Source organism: Candidatus Thiodiazotropha sp. AKIB8 (assembly GCF_058244675.1).
In genome coordinates this window covers 1-17,318 of sequence record NZ_JBSYOO010000017.1, presented here as the reverse complement: position 1 = coordinate 17,318, position 17,318 = coordinate 1, and the positions used below count along the sequence as shown (strand labels likewise).

Sequence of the window (17,318 nt, the reverse complement as noted above, 5' to 3'; positions counted from 1 at the left end):
TGCCTGTATCGGTTACTGATGACCAGGGCGGTGCAGCTGAGACGACACTAACCATCACAGTAAATGGAACCAACGACCTGCCTACGGTGACAGCAGCAGAGACTTCAGTGGATGATGGGGCTGTTGTAAAAGGACAGCTTGATGGGGGCGACGTTGACCTGACTGATGGTGCAACATTGTCATTTTCAACTGAATCCGATGTTGAAGGACTTACTGTCAATAAAGATGGTTCATACAGTTTTGATGCCTCCAGTTATGAAGAATTGGGTGCTGGAGAAACTGAAACTATAGAAGTACCTGTAACCGTAACTGATGATCAAGGTGCTACCGCAGAGACCACCCTGACAATTACTGTTACTGGAACCAATGATACGCCAGTTGCTGAAGCTCAAAAGTCTTCAGTAGATGAAGGTGAACTTGTAACTGGACAGCTGGAAGCAAGTGATGTGGATCTGGCAGAAGGTGCGTCGCTGACTTTTTCAACCACTTCAAAAGTAGAAGGTCTTATTGTAAATGAAGACGGGTCGTATAGCTTCGATGCTTCCAGTTATGAAGAATTGGGTGCTGGTGAAACTGAAACTATAGAAGTGCCTGTAACTGTTACTGATGACCAGGGCGGTACTGCAGAGACTACGTTGACCTTAAATATACAGGGTTTAGACAGTGACTCTGAATTTGTAGAAGAGGAACGGGAAGAACGCGATGAGGACCGTGGCCGGGATGATCGAGAAGATCGCGAAGAGCACCAAGGCCGAGGTGACAGGGAAGATCGAGAAGAAAGCCAAGGTCGAGGCGATAAGGAAGATCGAGAAGAGCATCAAGGCCGAGGTGACAGGGAAGATCGAGAAGAACGCCAAGGTCGAGGCGACAGGGAAGATCGAGAAGAACATCAAGGCCGAGGTGACAGGGAAGATCGAGAAGAACGTCAAGGTCGGGGTGATAAGGAAGATCGAGAAGAGCACCATGGCCGAGGCGATAGAGATGATCGTGAGGAGAACCGTGGCCGAGGCGATAGAGAAGATCGTGAGGAGAACCGTGGTCGAGGCGATCGAGAAGATCGTGAGGAGAACCGTGGCCGAGGCGATAGAGAAGATCGTGAGGAGAACCGTGGTCGAGGCGATCGAGAAGATCGAGAAGAGAACCGTAGTCGAGGCGATAGAGAAGATCGTGAAGAGAACCGTGGTCGAGGTGATCGAGAAGATCGTGAAGAGCACCAAGGTCGAGGTGAACGCGAAGATCGAGAAGAGAACCGTAGTCGAGGCGATAGAGAAGATCGTGAGGAGCACCGTGGCCGAGGTGATCGAGAAGATCGAGAAGAGCACCGTGGCCGAGGCGAGCGAGAGGATAGAGATGAGTCCCATGACCGAGATGAAAGAGGTGATGTTAGCGGTGAGACGGTGGAAGACCCATTCGATGGTGCCGACTACTTTGATGAGGGGGGAGGCGATGGCTGGGCCGACGTTGTCCAGCAGGGTTCTGATGCGGATTCGAATGCCGACCCCTCAGATCCATGGGCAGCGTTAGAAGATAGCGAGCAAGCTCAATATGAAATGGCAGACAATGCACTCTCTGTTAATCCTGACACAAGCGGCGAAGCTGGATTGTCAGACGGCTCCGAATTGACTGGTGATGGTGTGGAAGGTCTTGAGTGGTAGTGAGTTATCCTCTATGGATAAAATAGGATTCGTTTCGCTAAATACCTAACACCTATTAACCCTGAAGACGACATACTTAGTCGCCGGGTTAATAAATTATTTCAACGTGACGGATTGCTACATGGTATTTCGGTGTGATTTGAAAGCATGAAGGGTGGCTGCACTCCATCTCATTGACATGATACTCTTGACCCACCATGGGAAAAGAGCAGTCAATAGATTCTGTACAAGGGACGTTAACCTGGTTTGAAAAGAGCTGGCAAGGTTTCTGTCGGCTTGTTGTAAAGATTTTTTACCAACGGTTTGAAGTCTCCGGTATTGAGAATCTGCCTGAAAAGCAAGGCATTATATTATGCGCAAATCACGTTAATGCTCTTGCCGATGCAGTGGTTTTGCAGGCTGCAACCCGAAAGCCCATCCGTCCACTGGCGCGAAGTGGATTGTTTAGTAATCCTCTACTGAAACCTATCCTGCAGGGAATGGGTGCGGTCCCCATTTTTCGTCGTGGAGATCCGGGTGCTGACACTTCAAAAAACAGAGAGACCTTTTCCCTGTGCTATGCGTTGCTGGCCAAGGGTGAGGCCCTGATTATCTTTCCTGAAGGGCAGAGTCATGACATACCTCAGCTGACAGAGCTGAAAACTGGCGCAGCTCGAATGGCGTTGGAAACGATCCAAGTAGCAGGATATAAACCAGCCGTGATTCCTGTCGGTCTGACTTTCCCGCAAAAGGGGCAATTCCGCAGTGCGGTATTGGTTCAGTTTGGTGAGTCGCTCAGCCTGGATTTTGATGAAGAGAACACTCAAGAAGAGAGTGTGATTGAATTGACTGATCGAATCCGTGTCGGTCTGGAGTCGGTCACTCTAAATGCAGAGAGTTGGGAAGAGATTAACCTGGTTGCCCGAATTGAGAATTTCTTCGCATTTCGTCATGGTAAATATCATCATCGTAATCTGCAACAACGATTCCGTACCCAACAGCGTCTCATTGACGCCCAGCGATTACTCAGGAATTACGAGCCTGATAAAGTCCGTGCATTGATCACTCAGTTAAAGCAGTTCGAAAAAATATGTCAGCATTGTGGCGTGAAGGACTATCACCTGTCAGTTGATTACAAACCCACATTGATCGGGCTCTACCTATTGCGAATGACCTGGATGTTACTGGTCGTTTTTCCGGTTGCCTTGTGGGGCATCATTAACAGTTATATTCCCTATCAGTTGGCAAAACGTCTCTCCCACCATTTCGCTAAGGGAACCAATCAACATGACACCACCAAAATGATTTTGGGATTGTTCTCTTTTACCTTCTTTTGGGGCTTGCAGACCTTTCTGGTATTTAACTATTATGGTTGGAAGTGGATGCTGTTATATATCTCTACACTGGTTGTCAGCTCAGCAGTTGCCCTGCTGGTACGCGGTGAAAAGCAGCGAATCCTGGAAAATATTCGGGTGTTTCTGCTTTTTCTGCGTAAGCGTAACCTGAAGGCATATCTTCGCCACAAACGCCAGGAACTGGAAAGAGAGTTGGCCAGAATGGTACGAATTGCCAATCGATTGTCTAATAGATGATGAAACGACTTTTTCTTTGTTCACTACTCTTGCTTTATATACCTACCACACTGGGATCACAGAATGAGTGTGTTGTTCTTCTGCACGGCTTGGGTCGCTCTTCCCTATCATTAGGACTGATTGAAGAGGCGTTGGAAGAACAGGGTTATCATGTATGGAATGAGAGCTATCCCAGTCTTACTCAAAGTGTGAATGAAGTTACTGCACCGGCGATTGAGTCAGGCCTTGCCTTCTGCAACAGCAAACAGAGTCAAAAGATCCATTTTGTCACCCATTCCCTGGGCGGTATTCTCGTAAGATATTATTTGCAGGATCATCAGATTGATAAACTGGGTCGAATCGTGATGTTGGCACCCCCCAATAAAGGCAGTGAAATCACTGATGAGATGAAAGATGATATTTTCTATAAGATGATTCTAGGGCCGGCTGGCCAGGTTCTGGGTACAGATGACAACAGTCTGCCCAACAAACTTAAACCCATCGATGGTGAGATTGGAATTATTGCTGGAGAGAAAGAGGGGGTAACCTGGTTTCTGCCTGAGATTCCTGGTAAAGATGATGGCAAGGTGGCTGTTGAACGGACCAAGATGTTAGAGATGAAAGATTTCCTGTTGGTTAAGGCAGAGCATATGTTCATTATGCGGGATGATGAGGTTATTCGGCAGGTGGTGTTCTTTTTACATCATGGTGTGTTTGATAGGAAGGTAGAGTAGCTCCCCTCGCCCCTTGCGGGAGAGGGGCTGGGGGAGAGGGGGAGTATTCATCAGCTGCATCAACAATCCACAACAGAAGGATTAATGGCGCATTAGCAGTGATTAACTGTTTTTTATTGGCATACTTCTTCACACAATGTTTCCAATTTCTGTTCCATCTCTTTCATCCGTCTTTTTAACCACAAGGCATTCTGCTTCATACCTCTCACGGCAAAACTGCTGATAGTGTCATGGTGCGTTGCGATATGCTCAAATGCATTACAGAGTTGCTCACAGCGGTCATTAAATTCTGAAAACTCATTACAATAACGCTTCAATCTATTTGAATGAGTCGGATATTTTTTAGAGAGTTCCATTTTGTAAATACTATTTTTCCTTTCTAAGGTGCTTCGGTTTTAAGTTGGAGGAGAACTTCAGCACTTGTTAACAATCTACTCTTTTGGATATAGGTCGGGTCGCAATTCGAAGCGGGTCAGCTTGCCCTGTGAGTAGCGTTCGAGCAACAGGGTCAATCGACCACTGGGCTTTCTGAAACCAGAGGCGATCTGTGTTAGATAGATATATTTGGTGCCACTTTTGACAGCTAAACGTCTGGCAGCTTCACGACCTTCCATTTCTATAAAAGTTTTCATATCCATATTGCCCAGGCATTTTAGCTTGATGCTAAAAATATAGCAATATGTACATGGCTTGATCTATAGCAAGTTGCTATTATTCACGAATAATGAATATCAAGACGATACGGAAAGCCAATCTAGTGGAACAGATCGCCTGCTTCCATTCCCAGAGGGAGTTCTCAGAACAGGTTGGATTGACTCCGGCCCATGTGAGCCAGATGGTTACAGGCAGGAGAAACATGGGTGATGTGGTTGCCAGGCGGATAGAGGCGGGTATGGATCTACCGGAGGGGTATATGGATGTGCAACATCCGGTGGATGGTGTGGAGTATCAGTATCCCAAGCTTAAAGGACGCACACAGACAGCCGTATCCGATGGCGATAATCTCGAAACCCTGTTGATGTCTGTACGCCAGATGAATCAGAGACTGTCGCCGAAAACCCGTGAGGTTGTGGCGAAAATTGAGCGGGCCGCACTCAACGGAAAGCTGAAGGATGAGGAGTGGGCAACTCTGGAACGGTTGCTGAACTGTTTTGAAAAGGGCAGTTGATCAGATTTTTCCTATCCAGCCACTGGATCAAGCGCAAGGTATGAGAAGGGCTGTATCTCCACCCGCTCACCCTCTGCAACGCCGGCACAGCTTTCCGGCAGTAGTATGAAACAGTTACCTCGACTCATTGAAGTGAGGATACCCGATCCCTGCTGCCCCACGGATTCAACCGAAATCGCTCCATCACTACCCGATACAAATGCACCCCGGATAAATTCATAACGCCCCGCTCTTTTGCGGATATTGTTGCTGCAAACCGCAGAGAGGGTGAAGGGGTGATAGGGCTTGCCGGTGGCAAGATAGTGAATCGCCGGAAGCACGAACTGGTAGAAGGTGACCATCACCGCCACTGGGTTGCCGGGTAGCCCAAAAAAGAGGGTTTCACCCAGTTTGCCAAATGCCAGAGGTCGACCAGGCTTCATGGCGATTTTCCAAAAATGAATCTCACCCAACTGTTGCAGGATTTTTTTGGTGTAGTCTGCCTCTCCCACAGAAACACCACCTGAGGAGATTACTATATCCGCCTCCTCGGCTGCGGTCTGAAATGCCTGGCGTAAGGCTTGCGGATCATCTTTGATCACCCCCATGTCCAACAGCTCTGCGCCACACTCTTTGAGCATGCCATACAGGCTATAACGGTTGCTGTCGTAGACATCACCCTCTGAGAGGGTCTCTCCAAGGCCGCGCAACTCATCTCCTGTGGAGAAAAAAGCGATGCGAGGTTTACGCCTGACGCTGACTTCACCGAAGCCAAGGGATGCCAATACGCCCAGATCAGCAGCTGTCAAACGTCTGCCGGGTTGCAGTACTGAGCTGCCCTTGGGGATATCCTCTCCTGCATGGCGTACATTCTGACCAGGTTTATGTTGAGAGGTAAAACTGACCATATCATGCTCATCGAGCTTTGCCTGCTCCTGCATGATCACCGTATCGCTGCCAGCGGGTATAGGGGCGCCAGTCATAATGCGCACGCATTCACCTTTACCGCATTGGGTTTGAAAAGGTTTACCGGCTACTGTTGTGCCAATCAGCTTAAACTTTTCTACCCTGCCAGATTGTAGATCTTCCCCGATAAGGGCATAACCATCCATAGCAGAATTGGTGTGTCCCGGTACATCAATGGGGGAGATGATATCTTCTGCCAATACCCGACCTAACGCCTCCCTCAGCGCCAGCCTCTGGGTGGTGACTATTGGCTGAATACCTGTCTGAATCGCCTCTCTGGCTGCAGTGACTCGGAGGGTTGTGGATTGCTCGGGATCAGCGCAGCTGGCTTGAGGATCGGTGGCTTGTGGGGTCATGGATTGGACGTTCTCCGAATCGATAGAGCTGTTGGCGAATGAAGTTTGCAATTGCATCCGGTTGGTTTAAATCCAAAACCGGTAACTCATCTGGTAGAGAGCATATCGCCTCATCAGTGGCGATGGCAATGATGTTGGGGTCACTGAGGCAAAGCAGAGGTTTGCCCAGTTTGGGCCGGTGCAGTTCGATTTTATGAATGGCTGCCTGTTTGAAGCCTTCAACCAGCACCAGATCCAGTGCGCGATGATCGAGGTGTGGCAGTGTGGATTGCAGACTGGGTTCGTTGCTGTCATCTGTCTCCGATATCAACGCCATCCGCCCCCTGGAGGCGACCAGCATCTGGGCTGCGCCAGACTTGCGCAGCTCATAGCTATCCTTTTGAGGGTGATCGATCTCGAACTGGTGTTGGGCATGTTTAACCACAGCAATTCGCAGACCGTCCTTTTTGAGTATCGGCAGAAGTTTTGTCAGCAGGGTGGTTTTACCCGTGCCACTGAAGGCACTGAAGCCAAGCAGGGGGATTGGATAGTCGATCATCCCTGTAGTCTCACTGCTGTGCTGAGCGGGGTTGTTCAAGTTCGTTCCGATCTTCTGGCGTATTGATGTTCATAAAAGTCTCTGGAATATCTGAGAAGTCCGCCATGGCCATCTTGTGTTGGGCATACCAAAGATCGATTTTTCGGTCGCCCCCGTCTAGATAGTGCTGCAAACTCTGTTGCACTCTTGTCGGAATCAGTGCATATACCGGTTGCAGGCGCTTGCCATCGTATGCGACAGCAATATCTGCATCCTCACTTTGTCGAGCGGATGCCAGTCTCTCTACCAGGTCTTCGGGCAGTCTGGGACCGTCACAGGGTACAGTTATCAGATCCGGACTATCGATAAATTCCAGTGCGGCAAAGATGCCGGCCAAAGGCCCCTGGTATCCACTCAGTTCATCTCGAATGACCGGATAGCCATATTTCTGATAGTCGGGAATATTGCGATTGGCATTGATAACCAGTTGTTGTACCTGGGGGGCAATGGCAGAGATGACATGTTCAATCAGCGGTTTGCCATCCAGCTGAACCAGACCCTTGTCACTGCCGCCCATGCGGCTTCCCCGGCCGCCAGCTAATATGACTGCAGTGAAATTAGGCCGACTGTTCATGCGGTACTCCTGAAGCTGGGATGGGCTGTGTCGTCTATCGGCAGATTCTGCTCGTTAATGCGTATCAGTTTACCCTGATCCAGATGCAGATGCTGATCGATCAAAGATGGAAAGTGCATCGGGTCGTGGCTGGCCAGCAACATGGCAGAGCCACTGTTTTTGAGCGCCTCCAACAAGCTGAGAGTACGTTGTCTAGATTCATGATCCAGATTGGCTGTGGGTTCGTCAAGCAGCAGAATGGCAGGTTTTCTCAACCAGGCTCGAGCCAGAGAGACGCGTTGTTTTTCACCGCCAGAAAGTGATTTTGCAGGGGAATTGGCGAGATCCTTCAGGTCAGCCCACTCCAGGGCCTCATCAATCTGCTGTTTGCGTTCCTGCTTTGTAAGCTTTTCAGAAATTGCATAGTTCAGGTTGTAGTTTACTGTGCCATCGAACATATAGGGGTGTTGATGCAGATAGAGTGTGTGGTGTTGAAGTTCCTTCTTGATACTTCGCCAGCAACGTACCCCTCTGCCAAGGTCAAGCTGGATAGTGTCTGGTTTTTCAAGTCCCGCGAGGATACGCAATAAGGTAGATTTACCAGCGCCGTTGTCACCACTCAGAAGATGGGTGTGACCTGATTCAAGTGAGAAACTGATCTCATGTAAAACCTGTCGCTTGGCAAAGTGCTTCTTTAAGGCGTGAACTTTAAAAGTTTTTGGTATAACCATCAGGCAGGTTGCCCCTTTCCTTGAAAGTGCTGTAGGAAGGCGTTGAGAGAGAAGGCCAGCACAAGTAACACAAGACCTAAGGCTATGCCCTGGGCAAACTCTCCTTTACTCGACTCCAGGGCGATGGCGGTTGGTATATTGCGCGTGTAGTGCAGGATGTTACCGCCAAGCATCATTGATGCCCCAACCTCTGCAATGATCCGCCCATAGGCTGCAAGTAGGGCCGCCATCAAACCAAATCTGGCTTCCCGCATAATCGTTAACAGTGCCCGAAATGGGTTGGCACCCAGAGTGCGGGCTGTCTCCCAGGCGCGTCTGTCACAGGCTTGCAGAGCAGAGTGCCCCATGGCGACAAGGATCGGGAATGCGAGGGCGATCTGACCAAGTATCATCGCGGTCTGGGTGAACAACAGTTTCCACTCTCCAAGGGGGCCCTGCCGGGAGAGCAGAATGAACAGGGTCAAACCAACCACAACAGCAGGTACAGAGAGTAACGTGCTGTTAAGGGAGATCAGTAGCCTTCTACCTGGAAAGTGGTAATAACTGAGTACAAAGGCGACCAACAACGCTGGCGGAGTAGCCACCAGGATGGCAATCCCGGAGACCTGAAAGGAGATTGCAATAATTTCCCACAGTTCAGGATTGCCACTGAACAGCAGCTCCAGGGCTGCCAGCGTAGTGGTTGTCAGTCTCTCCATAACATCATTTGCTGTGGTTGAATGATGCAAACTCTCCTGCATCGGCAGAAGGTGTAAACAGGCGATTATCGCCAATACGGAAATTATTGATGCGCTCCTGCCCCTCTGGTGAGATAAGCCAGCGAATCAGTTGCTGGGCGCCTTTGTGGTTAATATCCGGATACTTTTGGGGGTTCACTGCAATGATGCCGTATGGGTTAAATAGCAGTGGGTCACCCTCAAAACTGATTTTCAGCGGGGACTTTTTCTCATAAGCCAACCAGGTGCCCCGGTCAGTAAGGGTGTAGGCGTTCATCTCTGCAGCGATCTGGAGTACTTTCCCCATGCCCTGGCCAGCTTCCCGATACCATGATCCTGTTGCAGTTACCCCTGCTTTTTTCCATAGGCCAAGCTCCTTTTTATGGGTGCCTGAATCGTCACCTCTGGATACAAAGGTTGCAGAGTGGTCAGCAAGCCGTTTTAGGGCATCAGTCACATCCTTGGCATTTGCGATCCCTGCAGGATCCTCCTTAGGGCCTACCAGGACGAAATCGTTATACATAACACCATAACGTTTATCACCATGCCCCTGACTTACAAATTCATCTTCTGCAGCACGGGCGTGTACCAACACCACATCCACATCCCCATCACGTCCCATACGCAATGCTTTACCTGTTCCTACCGCAATAACATGCACGTTGTATCCTGTATCAGCTTGGAATTCCGGGAGTAGTGCAGTTAGCAGTCCTGAATTATCTGTACTGGTAGTGGTGGCCAGTCTGATGTTGTGATCACTATCGGCATGGACAGTGCCCATGCTGAGCAGTAGACAGACCAACAGCGGCTTGAGAAAGTGCTTTGCTATCGCATTATTCATTATGAGTCCTCATCGGGTATTCAATCGATTGAAATAACAGATTATTTTTATGGTTGATTGGCTCTATCTTTCAGTTTAACGTCCAAAATTCTTAGTCGGGTTAGCGTTCCGTCTTGATTTTCAGTAGTCCATGCGCCTCAATGACTGAAAAAAAACCAGCAAGGCGTAGCAATAATGAAATACGCTGCAAAAGTAGTGCCATACAGATCTGCTGCTGTTGTCATGGTATTTGCAATAGTAATTGGTTTTGTATTGACTACTATTTAGTGATGGCAGGACTATAAAAACAAATTCTGCATTCGATGACCGTCAGTTTCTCCCTTCGTTGTTCAAGGGAATCCAAAATTGAGACAAATGTTCCCAGAATGACACACTTTGAGTTAGTCATTTTGTCTCACTAAGGGACACAGCCGACTGGTCAAATCCATAGCTGAACTTGAACAGTGATCGATGAATATAAAAACTGATGAGCTTGTGGCAGGGATTGAGCCCACAACATTTCCTCACAAGGAGGGGGGTACTTCCCGCATGACTTCAGTGCTCATTGTTGATGATGAGCCAGGTATTCTGAGTTTTTTACAAAAAGGCCTCAGGCGCTTTTTTGGACTGGTTGAAACAGCCAAGGACGTGGCTTCCGCAGAAGAGCTGAGACAACACTGCCACTTTGATCTGATCATCACCGATATTCGTCTACCAGGTCGTACCGGGGGGGTTGAATGGGTAAGAGAGCTTCGGCAGCAGGGTGGCAACACAGGGGTTATCTTTATGACCGCCCATGCAGACCTGGAAACAGCTATCTCAGCACTTAGAGCAGGCGCTGAAGACTTTATTATGAAACCATTCCGTATGGAGCAGATGGTTGCCTCAGTAGAGCGCTACCTGGAACGCCAGAAGATGCAGAGGGAGAACTTTGTACTGCGTCGGCAGGTTGATCAGATCTATGACAGTTCGGGAATTATTGGTGAGTGTAAACAGATGCACGCCTTGTGTGGCGTAGTGAAGCGGGTTGCACCCATGCCCTCAACAGTGTTGATCGAAGGTGAGTCAGGAACGGGCAAAGAGCTGGCAGCACGGGCGATCCATGATTTAAGCGGAAGGTCAGGTAGCTTTGTGCCAGTCAACTGCGGAGCAATGTCTGCTGAGTTGCTGGAGAGTGAACTATTTGGTCACGTAAAAGGCGCTTTCACTGGCGCGCATCTATCCAGAGATGGCCTCTTCACCTATGCAAATGGGGGAACCCTTTTTCTTGATGAGATCGGCGAGATGCCCCTCTCAATGCAGGCGCACCTGTTGCGCTCACTCGAAGAGCGAACTATTCGCCCGGTTGGATCAAATCGAGAGGTTCCCATTAATGTGCGTATCATAGCCGCGACGAATCGGGATCTGGGTGATGAAGTTCAGCGGGGGGGATTTCGGGAAGACCTCTATTATCGACTCAATGTTCTATCTTTACGCATTCCTGCTCTACGTGAGCGACGTGAAGATATTCCACTTCTGGCAAACCACTTTATCAACACCCTGGCTTCAGAGCTTGGCATCGAAGTGCCCCATTTGGGAGAAAATGAGATCGAGATGCTGCTGCACTATGATTGGCCAGGCAATGTGCGTGAATTGAAAAATGTGATTGAGCGCAGTTTGCTGTTAAATCAATCTCCGAGTCTCTGCATAACAGGCACCGAAATAGAGCAAGGTCAGGCTGCGCCCAAACAGACAGAAGCATCACAACTGCTTGAGTCGGTGGAGAAGCGACATATTCTCAAAGTATTAGAACTGAATAATGGAAATAAATCAGCGGCAGCACGGGTACTGGGTATCTCCCGTAAGACGCTAGAGCGCAAAGCGCAAGCTTGGGGTATAGCCTGATCCGTGCTGAAACTCATCCGGATCATACAAAGCACCTTGCGTTACAAAATGCTGGTGCTGGTTCTGTTTCCCATTCTGCTGATCATGCCGATTGCATTGGGTTTGGCGATCTACTGGGGTTCTCAGTTCAGCTACGAACAGCTATTCATTAAGGTCAATACCGATCTATCAGTCGCTGAGGATAACTTTTACCGTCTGCAGGAAGATTATCTTAATACACTGGAGCGGTTGGCAGAGTCCTATATCTTCAATACCGCTTTTGAATCGAGTAGTAGCACGGTTATCAAAAGGCAACTTGAAAAGATACAGGAGGATCACGGCTTCTCATATCTGCATCTACTGGGTAAGGATGCCAAGCTACTGTTCAAGTCCGATACAACAGAGCCACAAAGGGCACACCCCTCTCCATCACTACTCGTTGCACTACAGGGATCAGCTAAAGTTGAGATAGAGATATTCTCCGCTGAGGATCTGGAGGCACAATCACCAGGATTGGCCAGCAAGGTTGCAATGCCGCTGCTTGCGACCCCCCGGGCCAGACCTTCAGCTCAACAGGTAGAAGAGCGGGGGATGATGATCAGGGCACTCTATCCGGTTAAAAACTCCAGAGGAGAGGTGGTTGCTGTACTGGATGGTGGTGTTCTGTTGAATGGTAATTTTAAATTCGTTGATACCATTAGGGACCTTGTCTATGGCCCTGGAAGTCTACCCGAAGGCAGTATCGGTACAGTCACTGTATTTCTTGACGATGTAAGAATTACCACCAATGTACCTCGTTCACCAAATGAGCGAGCCCAGGGTACGCGGGTCTCCAATGAGGTGAGAACCCAGGTTCTCGATCATGGAAAAATATGGATAGACCGGGCCTTTGTTGTGAACGACTGGTATATCTCCGCCTATCAGCCCATTATCGATGTGAATGGTGAGCGGGTCGGAATGTTGTATGCCGGTTTTCTTGAAGCGCCATCACGCAACACCCTATGGCAGGCACTCTTTGTTTTAGTTCTGTTCTTTCTGGTATTGATGTTGTTCTCGTCATGGCTATCGATCAGGGGTGCAAAGTCAATTTTCAAACCGCTGGAAATGATGATGAGTGTTGTACGTGCTACCCGGGAGGGACAGACCAGACGCATCGGCTATATCGCATCCACTGATGAAATAGGGGATCTGGCCAGAGAGTTAGACCTGCTGTTGGATCTGCTACAGGAACGCAATCAAGAGATGCAGCAGTGGGCAGATCAGCTTGAAGAGAAGGTGGATGAGCGGACAGCTGAATTGAAGTTGAAAAACAACAGGCTACTGACAACGATCCAGACCCTGGAAGAGACCAGGGCTCAACTGATCAATGCAGAAAAGCTGGCGGCATTGGGAGAGTTGACCGCAGGTGTTGCCCATGAAATCAATAACCCGACAGCTGTTATGTTGGGTAATCTCGATTTGCTGGTAGCTGAATTAGGCTCGGCTGCTGATCCGGTTAAACATGAAATCGATCTGGTGATCGAGCAGATCTTTCGTATCAAGGATATTATCAACAGCTTGTTGCAATATGCCCGTCCCGATCAGATAGATGAAGAAATCTCTTTGATCAATGTCAATGAAGTCATAGAGCATACCCTTGTATTAGTACGGCATCTGCGTAGTAAAACAGATTTTGAAATTGAGTTGGATTTAAAAGCAACTCATGAAGTAAAGATAAACCCACAAGAGTTGCAACAAGTTTTGGTGAATCTTGTAGTTAACGCAGTACACGCCCTGGAGAAGGGGGCAGGCACCGTATCTCTGAGAAGTTATGATTGGAATGATGGTGGGGTGGCGATCGAGGTGATCGACAATGGCAACGGCATAGCTCAGGATCAGCTGAGATCTATTTTCAACCCCTTCAATAGTGGAAAGAGTGCAGGAGAGGGTACAGGTTTAGGGCTCTCTGTCAGCTATAGTCTGATCAAAAAGTATGGTGGCGATATCAGTGTCGAATCAGAATTGGGTGAGGGGTCTGTATTTACCATTTGGCTCTATAAAGAGGGGAAACTTGTTGAACAGGAGCGTGTCTGGTTAGAGATGCAAAACTAGTAGACCGGCTGAGGGTTAACGGACTTACCGCAGCAAATGACATACTTAGCGATTTTACAGGTGTAACATTGGATAATAATCAACTACCACTCATTACCAGAGCACTGCTCTTCTCGGCACGAAAACATCGTGACCAGCGCCGTAAAGATGTGCAGGCAACGCCCTATGTCAATCATCCGATCGTATTGATGGATATATTGGTCAACGAAGCCGGCGTATATGATGCTGAGACCCTGATAGCGGCCCTGCTGCATGATACCATTGAGGATACAGATACCACAGTTGAAGAGATTGAGAGAGAGTTCGGTCTGGTTATCGCAGGATTGGTGATGGAAGTGACTGATGACAAGACACTCTCTAAACTCGAACGCAAAGCGATGCAGATAGATCATGCCCCTGATCTCTCATTCAAAGCAAAGCTGGTAAAGCTTGCTGATAAAATTGCCAATCTACGTGATGTGCATCTGAGCCCACCCATAGGTTGGGATCTGGTGAGAAGGCAATCCTACTTTGATTGGGCCAGAGATGTAATCGATGGCTTGAGAGGGACACATCAGCAGCTTGAAGAACTATTTGACGCAATATACGCAAAGCGTCCGAATTAATTATTGAGTTACAGAACTATAAAACAGCACCACGAATCAAGATCCAGGAGTCTTTAAGAATGAGTAATGAACATCAGTTTATACCCCTGAATATCAGTGTGATGACCGTTTCCGACACCCGCACGGAAGAGAATGACAAATCGGGTCAAAAACTGAAGAGTTTATTGGAAAAAGATGGCCACAAAATGGCAGATAAAAGAATTGTGCCTGATGACCGTTATGCGATCCGGGCAGTGGTTTCAGAATGGATTGCCAATCCTGATGTGCAAGTGGTTATCACCACAGGGGGTACCGGTTTGACCGGCAGGGATGGCACTCCGGAAGCAGTCGCCCCCTTATTGGATAAAGTGATTGACGGTTTTGGTGAGATGTTTCGGGTTTTATCTTTTGAAACCATTGGTACATCAACAATGCAATCTCGCACATTGGCTGGTGTAGCCAATGGCACTTTCATCTTCTGCCTGCCAGGATCAACTGGTGCCTGCATGGATGGGTGGAGTAAGTTGATTTCAGCCCAGCTCGACTACAGAACACGGCCCTGTAACCTGGTTGAGCTAATGCCCAGATTATTAGAGACCTGAATCAGATTATCCTCATCGAGATCAAAACAGATTCACCAAAGTAGGGTGTGGCCCTGCCGCACCATTAAGGGAAAAAAGAGGGTTCATCGTAGATTTGTCCAATTAAAATTCAGAGTATAACAACATATAATTTATTCAATAAAAAAGTAAATGTAGCCTGGATGGAGTGTAACGTAATCCGGGAAGATCGGCGCACTGCACCCCCGGATTCCGTTGCACTTCATCCAGGCTACGGACTATTTACAAATATACACGGCTTGCATTTTACATCACCCTCCTCGTGGGAGTGGGAGTTAATTGAAACCCTTATCTGCATATAAACACCATATACAAATATAGAATTGTTTTCCGAGTATTCAGTGCATTCCGTGGTTGATATTAAATATCGACAAAAAAATTAGTAATGTAGCCTGGATGGAGTGCAACGTAATCCGGGGAGATCGGCGCACTGTTCCCCCGGATTCCGTAGCACTCCATCCAGGCTACGGGCTGAAAAGAGCAATAATTTAAGTTACATGAAATAATCAAATCAACATTTAAATAAAACACACTGTGATTTAAGTGCACTTTTTTGAATATGAACAGCGATAACTAGGGTAATCCCTAATTTGCCAATCACTCTAACCCATATAGTCTCACCAGAGAGGCACAACAAGAATGGTTGATTAACAGCGGAAGCTATAGCAACATTCCAAAAATCAAATCGCATCTAAGAAAAGGGAGTTTTTATAGATGACGTTCCAGCACATTCCATTTTCAATACTAACCATTTTCGTTTTGATGGTCTTCAGCCTGCGCCTGAAAACTTAAGATCTTATCGCATATGATCCAAAATCTTAATTAAACCGATTACATATACAAGGATTGTTATGAAGAAAGTAAACATACCCTATGCTCTGCTTGCCCTGCCTCTCGTGATCTCCATGGCTCTCGGAGGTTGTGGCGGCGGCGGGGGAGGCGATGATGACGGCTCCAACCCCAATACAGAAAGTGAAACCAATGGTGAAGGTGACAATGTTACTGATAACGGGGAGGGCGATGGTGGTACGACACCTGATAAGGGAGACAATGACGATACTACAACGCCAGATGATCAAAAAGGTGACAGCGATAACCCACCAGATAGTGATGATGACAACTCTTCCGATGATGAAGAGGATACAGACCCTGATAATCCATCAGATGATGAGAGTGATCCAGTAACAGAGAACGAAATTTCTGGCAAAATATGGATGAGTGCAACATGCGTTGACTATGATAACGAGACCCACTTAAGACGCCTATATCAATTTGGTGTCGATGGAGAGATATTAACTGGAACTCAATATTATGAAGATGCGAGTTGTGTAACCCCAGTCGATGGCATCGTAGCCCCTGAAGCCAATGAATATGTTACCTTGACCTATGCAGTAGGTAACAGTGCCACACTACCAGACGGAACAGATGGTTACGAAATCCACTTTGATATCATTTATGAAGATTGGGATATGATCGATTGGGATGACTGCGGCTCTGGTGAAGCAGAATCAGAATCTACAACTGATGCGCCTGTATCAGCCACTGCTGTCTCAGATGAACCACCACCTGAACCGCCAATCCCAACAGAGCCAGATTACCCAGGCGAAGATGATTGGGAAGAGGGTGATGATGAAGAAGACGAAGGCGATTGGTGTGATGATATTGAGGAGGAAGATGATCCAGAAGATGATAGAGAATCAGCGGATGCCTACTTCAATTTGAGAGACAGCAATACCCTCTGTTTTTCAAATAATGTAGCGATTGATACAGAATGGTTTGATATTGATCAGGGTGATGGCTCCAGTATGGATTACGATCACTGTCTGACCTTCCATAGTATGGCGGATGATGTCGATCCAACGCCTGATCCAGATCCAACACCTGATCCTGTGAGTGATGACTATAAAAATCAACTCTGGTTTGCGCAATACCTCTGTTACGCAAATGACGATGGGAGTGCAAGTTATAACAATGTGTATAAATTCACTGAAGATAACAGCATGGTTAAATCACAGGTCAACTTTCAGACTGGTGATTGCTCAGGTGATGGAGAGCATTCCGATGTCAGTGTAGAAGATGACGGAACATACACTGATTTAGGTGAAGAGACGATGTCAGATGGTGTAACAGGTCATCATCTTCAGATTGTCAACCCAGGTGTAGATCCAAGCAACGCATTGGATGGCTACATCGTAATAAATGATGAAAACAGACTATGCGTTTCATATAGTCTTCAACTTAACTCAGTTGAAAATAGTACATCGACAGACATTGATTATGAGCACTGTATGATGAGTCTCAGTTGGTAACTGTTGTAGAAGACAATAATGACACAACAACATAGTGAATGATGGT

At 47.7% G+C, this 17,318-nt stretch carries 17 protein-coding genes; 9 read left to right on the top strand and 8 right to left on the bottom strand.

Annotated elements, in window-relative coordinates:
- The 3 genes from AC4IFB_RS03355 to AC4IFB_RS03345 all read left to right on the top strand — a co-directional run.
- A partial coding sequence (locus AC4IFB_RS03355) for a VCBS domain-containing protein (RefSeq protein ID WP_490779387.1) occupies nucleotides 1-1,655 on the top strand: 1,655 nt, incomplete at its 5' end.
- A gap of 197 nt (nucleotides 1,656-1,852) precedes the next feature.
- On the top strand, nucleotides 1,853-3,226 hold the full coding sequence (locus tag AC4IFB_RS03350) for a 1-acyl-sn-glycerol-3-phosphate acyltransferase (protein WP_490779386.1): 1,374 nt from the start codon (nucleotides 1,853-1,855) through the stop codon (nucleotides 3,224-3,226).
- The gene (locus tag AC4IFB_RS03345) at nucleotides 3,223-3,939 is read left to right on the top strand and encodes an esterase/lipase family protein (protein WP_490779385.1); all 717 of its coding nucleotides are present in this window, start codon (nucleotides 3,223-3,225) and stop codon (nucleotides 3,937-3,939) included. The genes AC4IFB_RS03350 and AC4IFB_RS03345 overlap by 4 nt, the downstream gene beginning before the upstream one ends.
- A gap of 113 nt (nucleotides 3,940-4,052) precedes the next feature.
- Here AC4IFB_RS03345 and AC4IFB_RS03340 read toward each other — a convergent pair whose 3' ends face one another.
- Complete coding sequence (locus AC4IFB_RS03340) at nucleotides 4,053-4,295, bottom strand: hypothetical protein (RefSeq protein WP_490779384.1); 243 nt, start codon at nucleotides 4,293-4,295, stop codon at nucleotides 4,053-4,055.
- 75 nt (nucleotides 4,296-4,370) lie between these two features.
- Entirely contained in the window at nucleotides 4,371-4,571 is a 201-nt protein-coding gene (locus AC4IFB_RS03335) for a hypothetical protein (RefSeq protein WP_490774765.1), read from the bottom strand.
- Between the two features lie 92 nt (nucleotides 4,572-4,663).
- Between AC4IFB_RS03335 and AC4IFB_RS03330 the strand changes: the two genes are divergently transcribed.
- Nucleotides 4,664-5,107 (top strand): helix-turn-helix domain-containing protein, encoded by a 444-nt coding sequence (locus AC4IFB_RS03330; protein WP_490774764.1) that lies wholly within the window; start codon nucleotides 4,664-4,666, stop codon nucleotides 5,105-5,107.
- A gap of 11 nt (nucleotides 5,108-5,118) precedes the next feature.
- On the opposite strand, the gene moeA is transcribed toward AC4IFB_RS03330, so the two are convergent.
- From moeA to AC4IFB_RS03300, 6 genes are read right to left on the bottom strand one after another with little or no spacing between them, the layout of a single operon-like run.
- Entirely contained in the window at nucleotides 5,119-6,408 is a 1,290-nt protein-coding gene (gene moeA, locus AC4IFB_RS03325; RefSeq protein WP_490779383.1) for a molybdopterin molybdotransferase MoeA, read from the bottom strand.
- A complete protein-coding gene (mobB, locus tag AC4IFB_RS03320; protein WP_490774762.1) occupies nucleotides 6,368-6,985 on the bottom strand; it encodes a molybdopterin-guanine dinucleotide biosynthesis protein B in 618 nt (205 codons plus the stop codon). The genes moeA and mobB overlap by 41 nt, the downstream gene beginning before the upstream one ends.
- On the bottom strand, nucleotides 6,957-7,559 hold the full coding sequence (gene mobA, locus AC4IFB_RS03315) for a molybdenum cofactor guanylyltransferase MobA (RefSeq protein ID WP_490779382.1): 603 nt from the start codon (nucleotides 7,557-7,559) through the stop codon (nucleotides 6,957-6,959). Before mobA ends, mobB begins: the two co-directional genes overlap by 29 nt.
- On the bottom strand, nucleotides 7,556-8,269 hold the full coding sequence (locus AC4IFB_RS03310) for an ABC transporter ATP-binding protein (protein WP_490779381.1): 714 nt from the start codon (nucleotides 8,267-8,269) through the stop codon (nucleotides 7,556-7,558). Before AC4IFB_RS03310 ends, mobA begins: the two co-directional genes overlap by 4 nt.
- A complete protein-coding gene (locus AC4IFB_RS03305) occupies nucleotides 8,269-8,967 on the bottom strand; it encodes an ABC transporter permease (RefSeq protein ID WP_490779380.1) in 699 nt (232 codons plus the stop codon). The genes AC4IFB_RS03310 and AC4IFB_RS03305 overlap by 1 nt, the downstream gene beginning before the upstream one ends.
- Before the next feature lie 4 nt (nucleotides 8,968-8,971).
- Entirely contained in the window at nucleotides 8,972-9,826 is an 855-nt protein-coding gene (locus AC4IFB_RS03300; RefSeq protein WP_490779379.1) for an ABC transporter substrate-binding protein, read from the bottom strand.
- A 450-nt stretch (nucleotides 9,827-10,276) separates the two neighbouring features.
- Here AC4IFB_RS03300 and AC4IFB_RS03295 point away from each other — a divergent pair, with 450 nt between their 5' ends.
- The 5 genes from AC4IFB_RS03295 (at nucleotide 10,277) to AC4IFB_RS03275 (ending at nucleotide 17,272) form a co-directional block, all read left to right on the top strand.
- On the top strand, nucleotides 10,277-11,689 hold the full coding sequence (locus AC4IFB_RS03295; RefSeq protein WP_490779378.1) for a sigma-54-dependent transcriptional regulator: 1,413 nt from the start codon (nucleotides 10,277-10,279) through the stop codon (nucleotides 11,687-11,689).
- A 3-nt stretch (nucleotides 11,690-11,692) separates the two neighbouring features.
- A complete protein-coding gene (locus AC4IFB_RS03290; protein ID WP_490779377.1) occupies nucleotides 11,693-13,759 on the top strand; it encodes a sensor histidine kinase in 2,067 nt (688 codons plus the stop codon).
- A gap of 68 nt (nucleotides 13,760-13,827) precedes the next feature.
- Nucleotides 13,828-14,364: an HD domain-containing protein gene (locus AC4IFB_RS03285; RefSeq protein ID WP_490779376.1), complete on the top strand. Its 537-nt coding sequence runs from the start codon at nucleotides 13,828-13,830 to the stop codon at nucleotides 14,362-14,364.
- Nucleotides 14,365-14,423: 59 nt separating this feature from the next.
- Nucleotides 14,424-14,945 carry a molybdenum cofactor biosynthesis protein B gene (gene moaB, locus AC4IFB_RS03280; protein WP_490774754.1) on the top strand — a complete coding sequence of 174 codons (522 nt, stop codon included), beginning with the start codon at nucleotides 14,424-14,426 and terminating at the stop codon, nucleotides 14,943-14,945.
- A gap of 869 nt (nucleotides 14,946-15,814) precedes the next feature.
- On the top strand, nucleotides 15,815-17,272 hold the full coding sequence (locus tag AC4IFB_RS03275) for a hypothetical protein (protein WP_490779375.1): 1,458 nt from the start codon (nucleotides 15,815-15,817) through the stop codon (nucleotides 17,270-17,272).
- The last annotated feature ends 46 nt before the right edge of the window (nucleotides 17,273-17,318 follow it).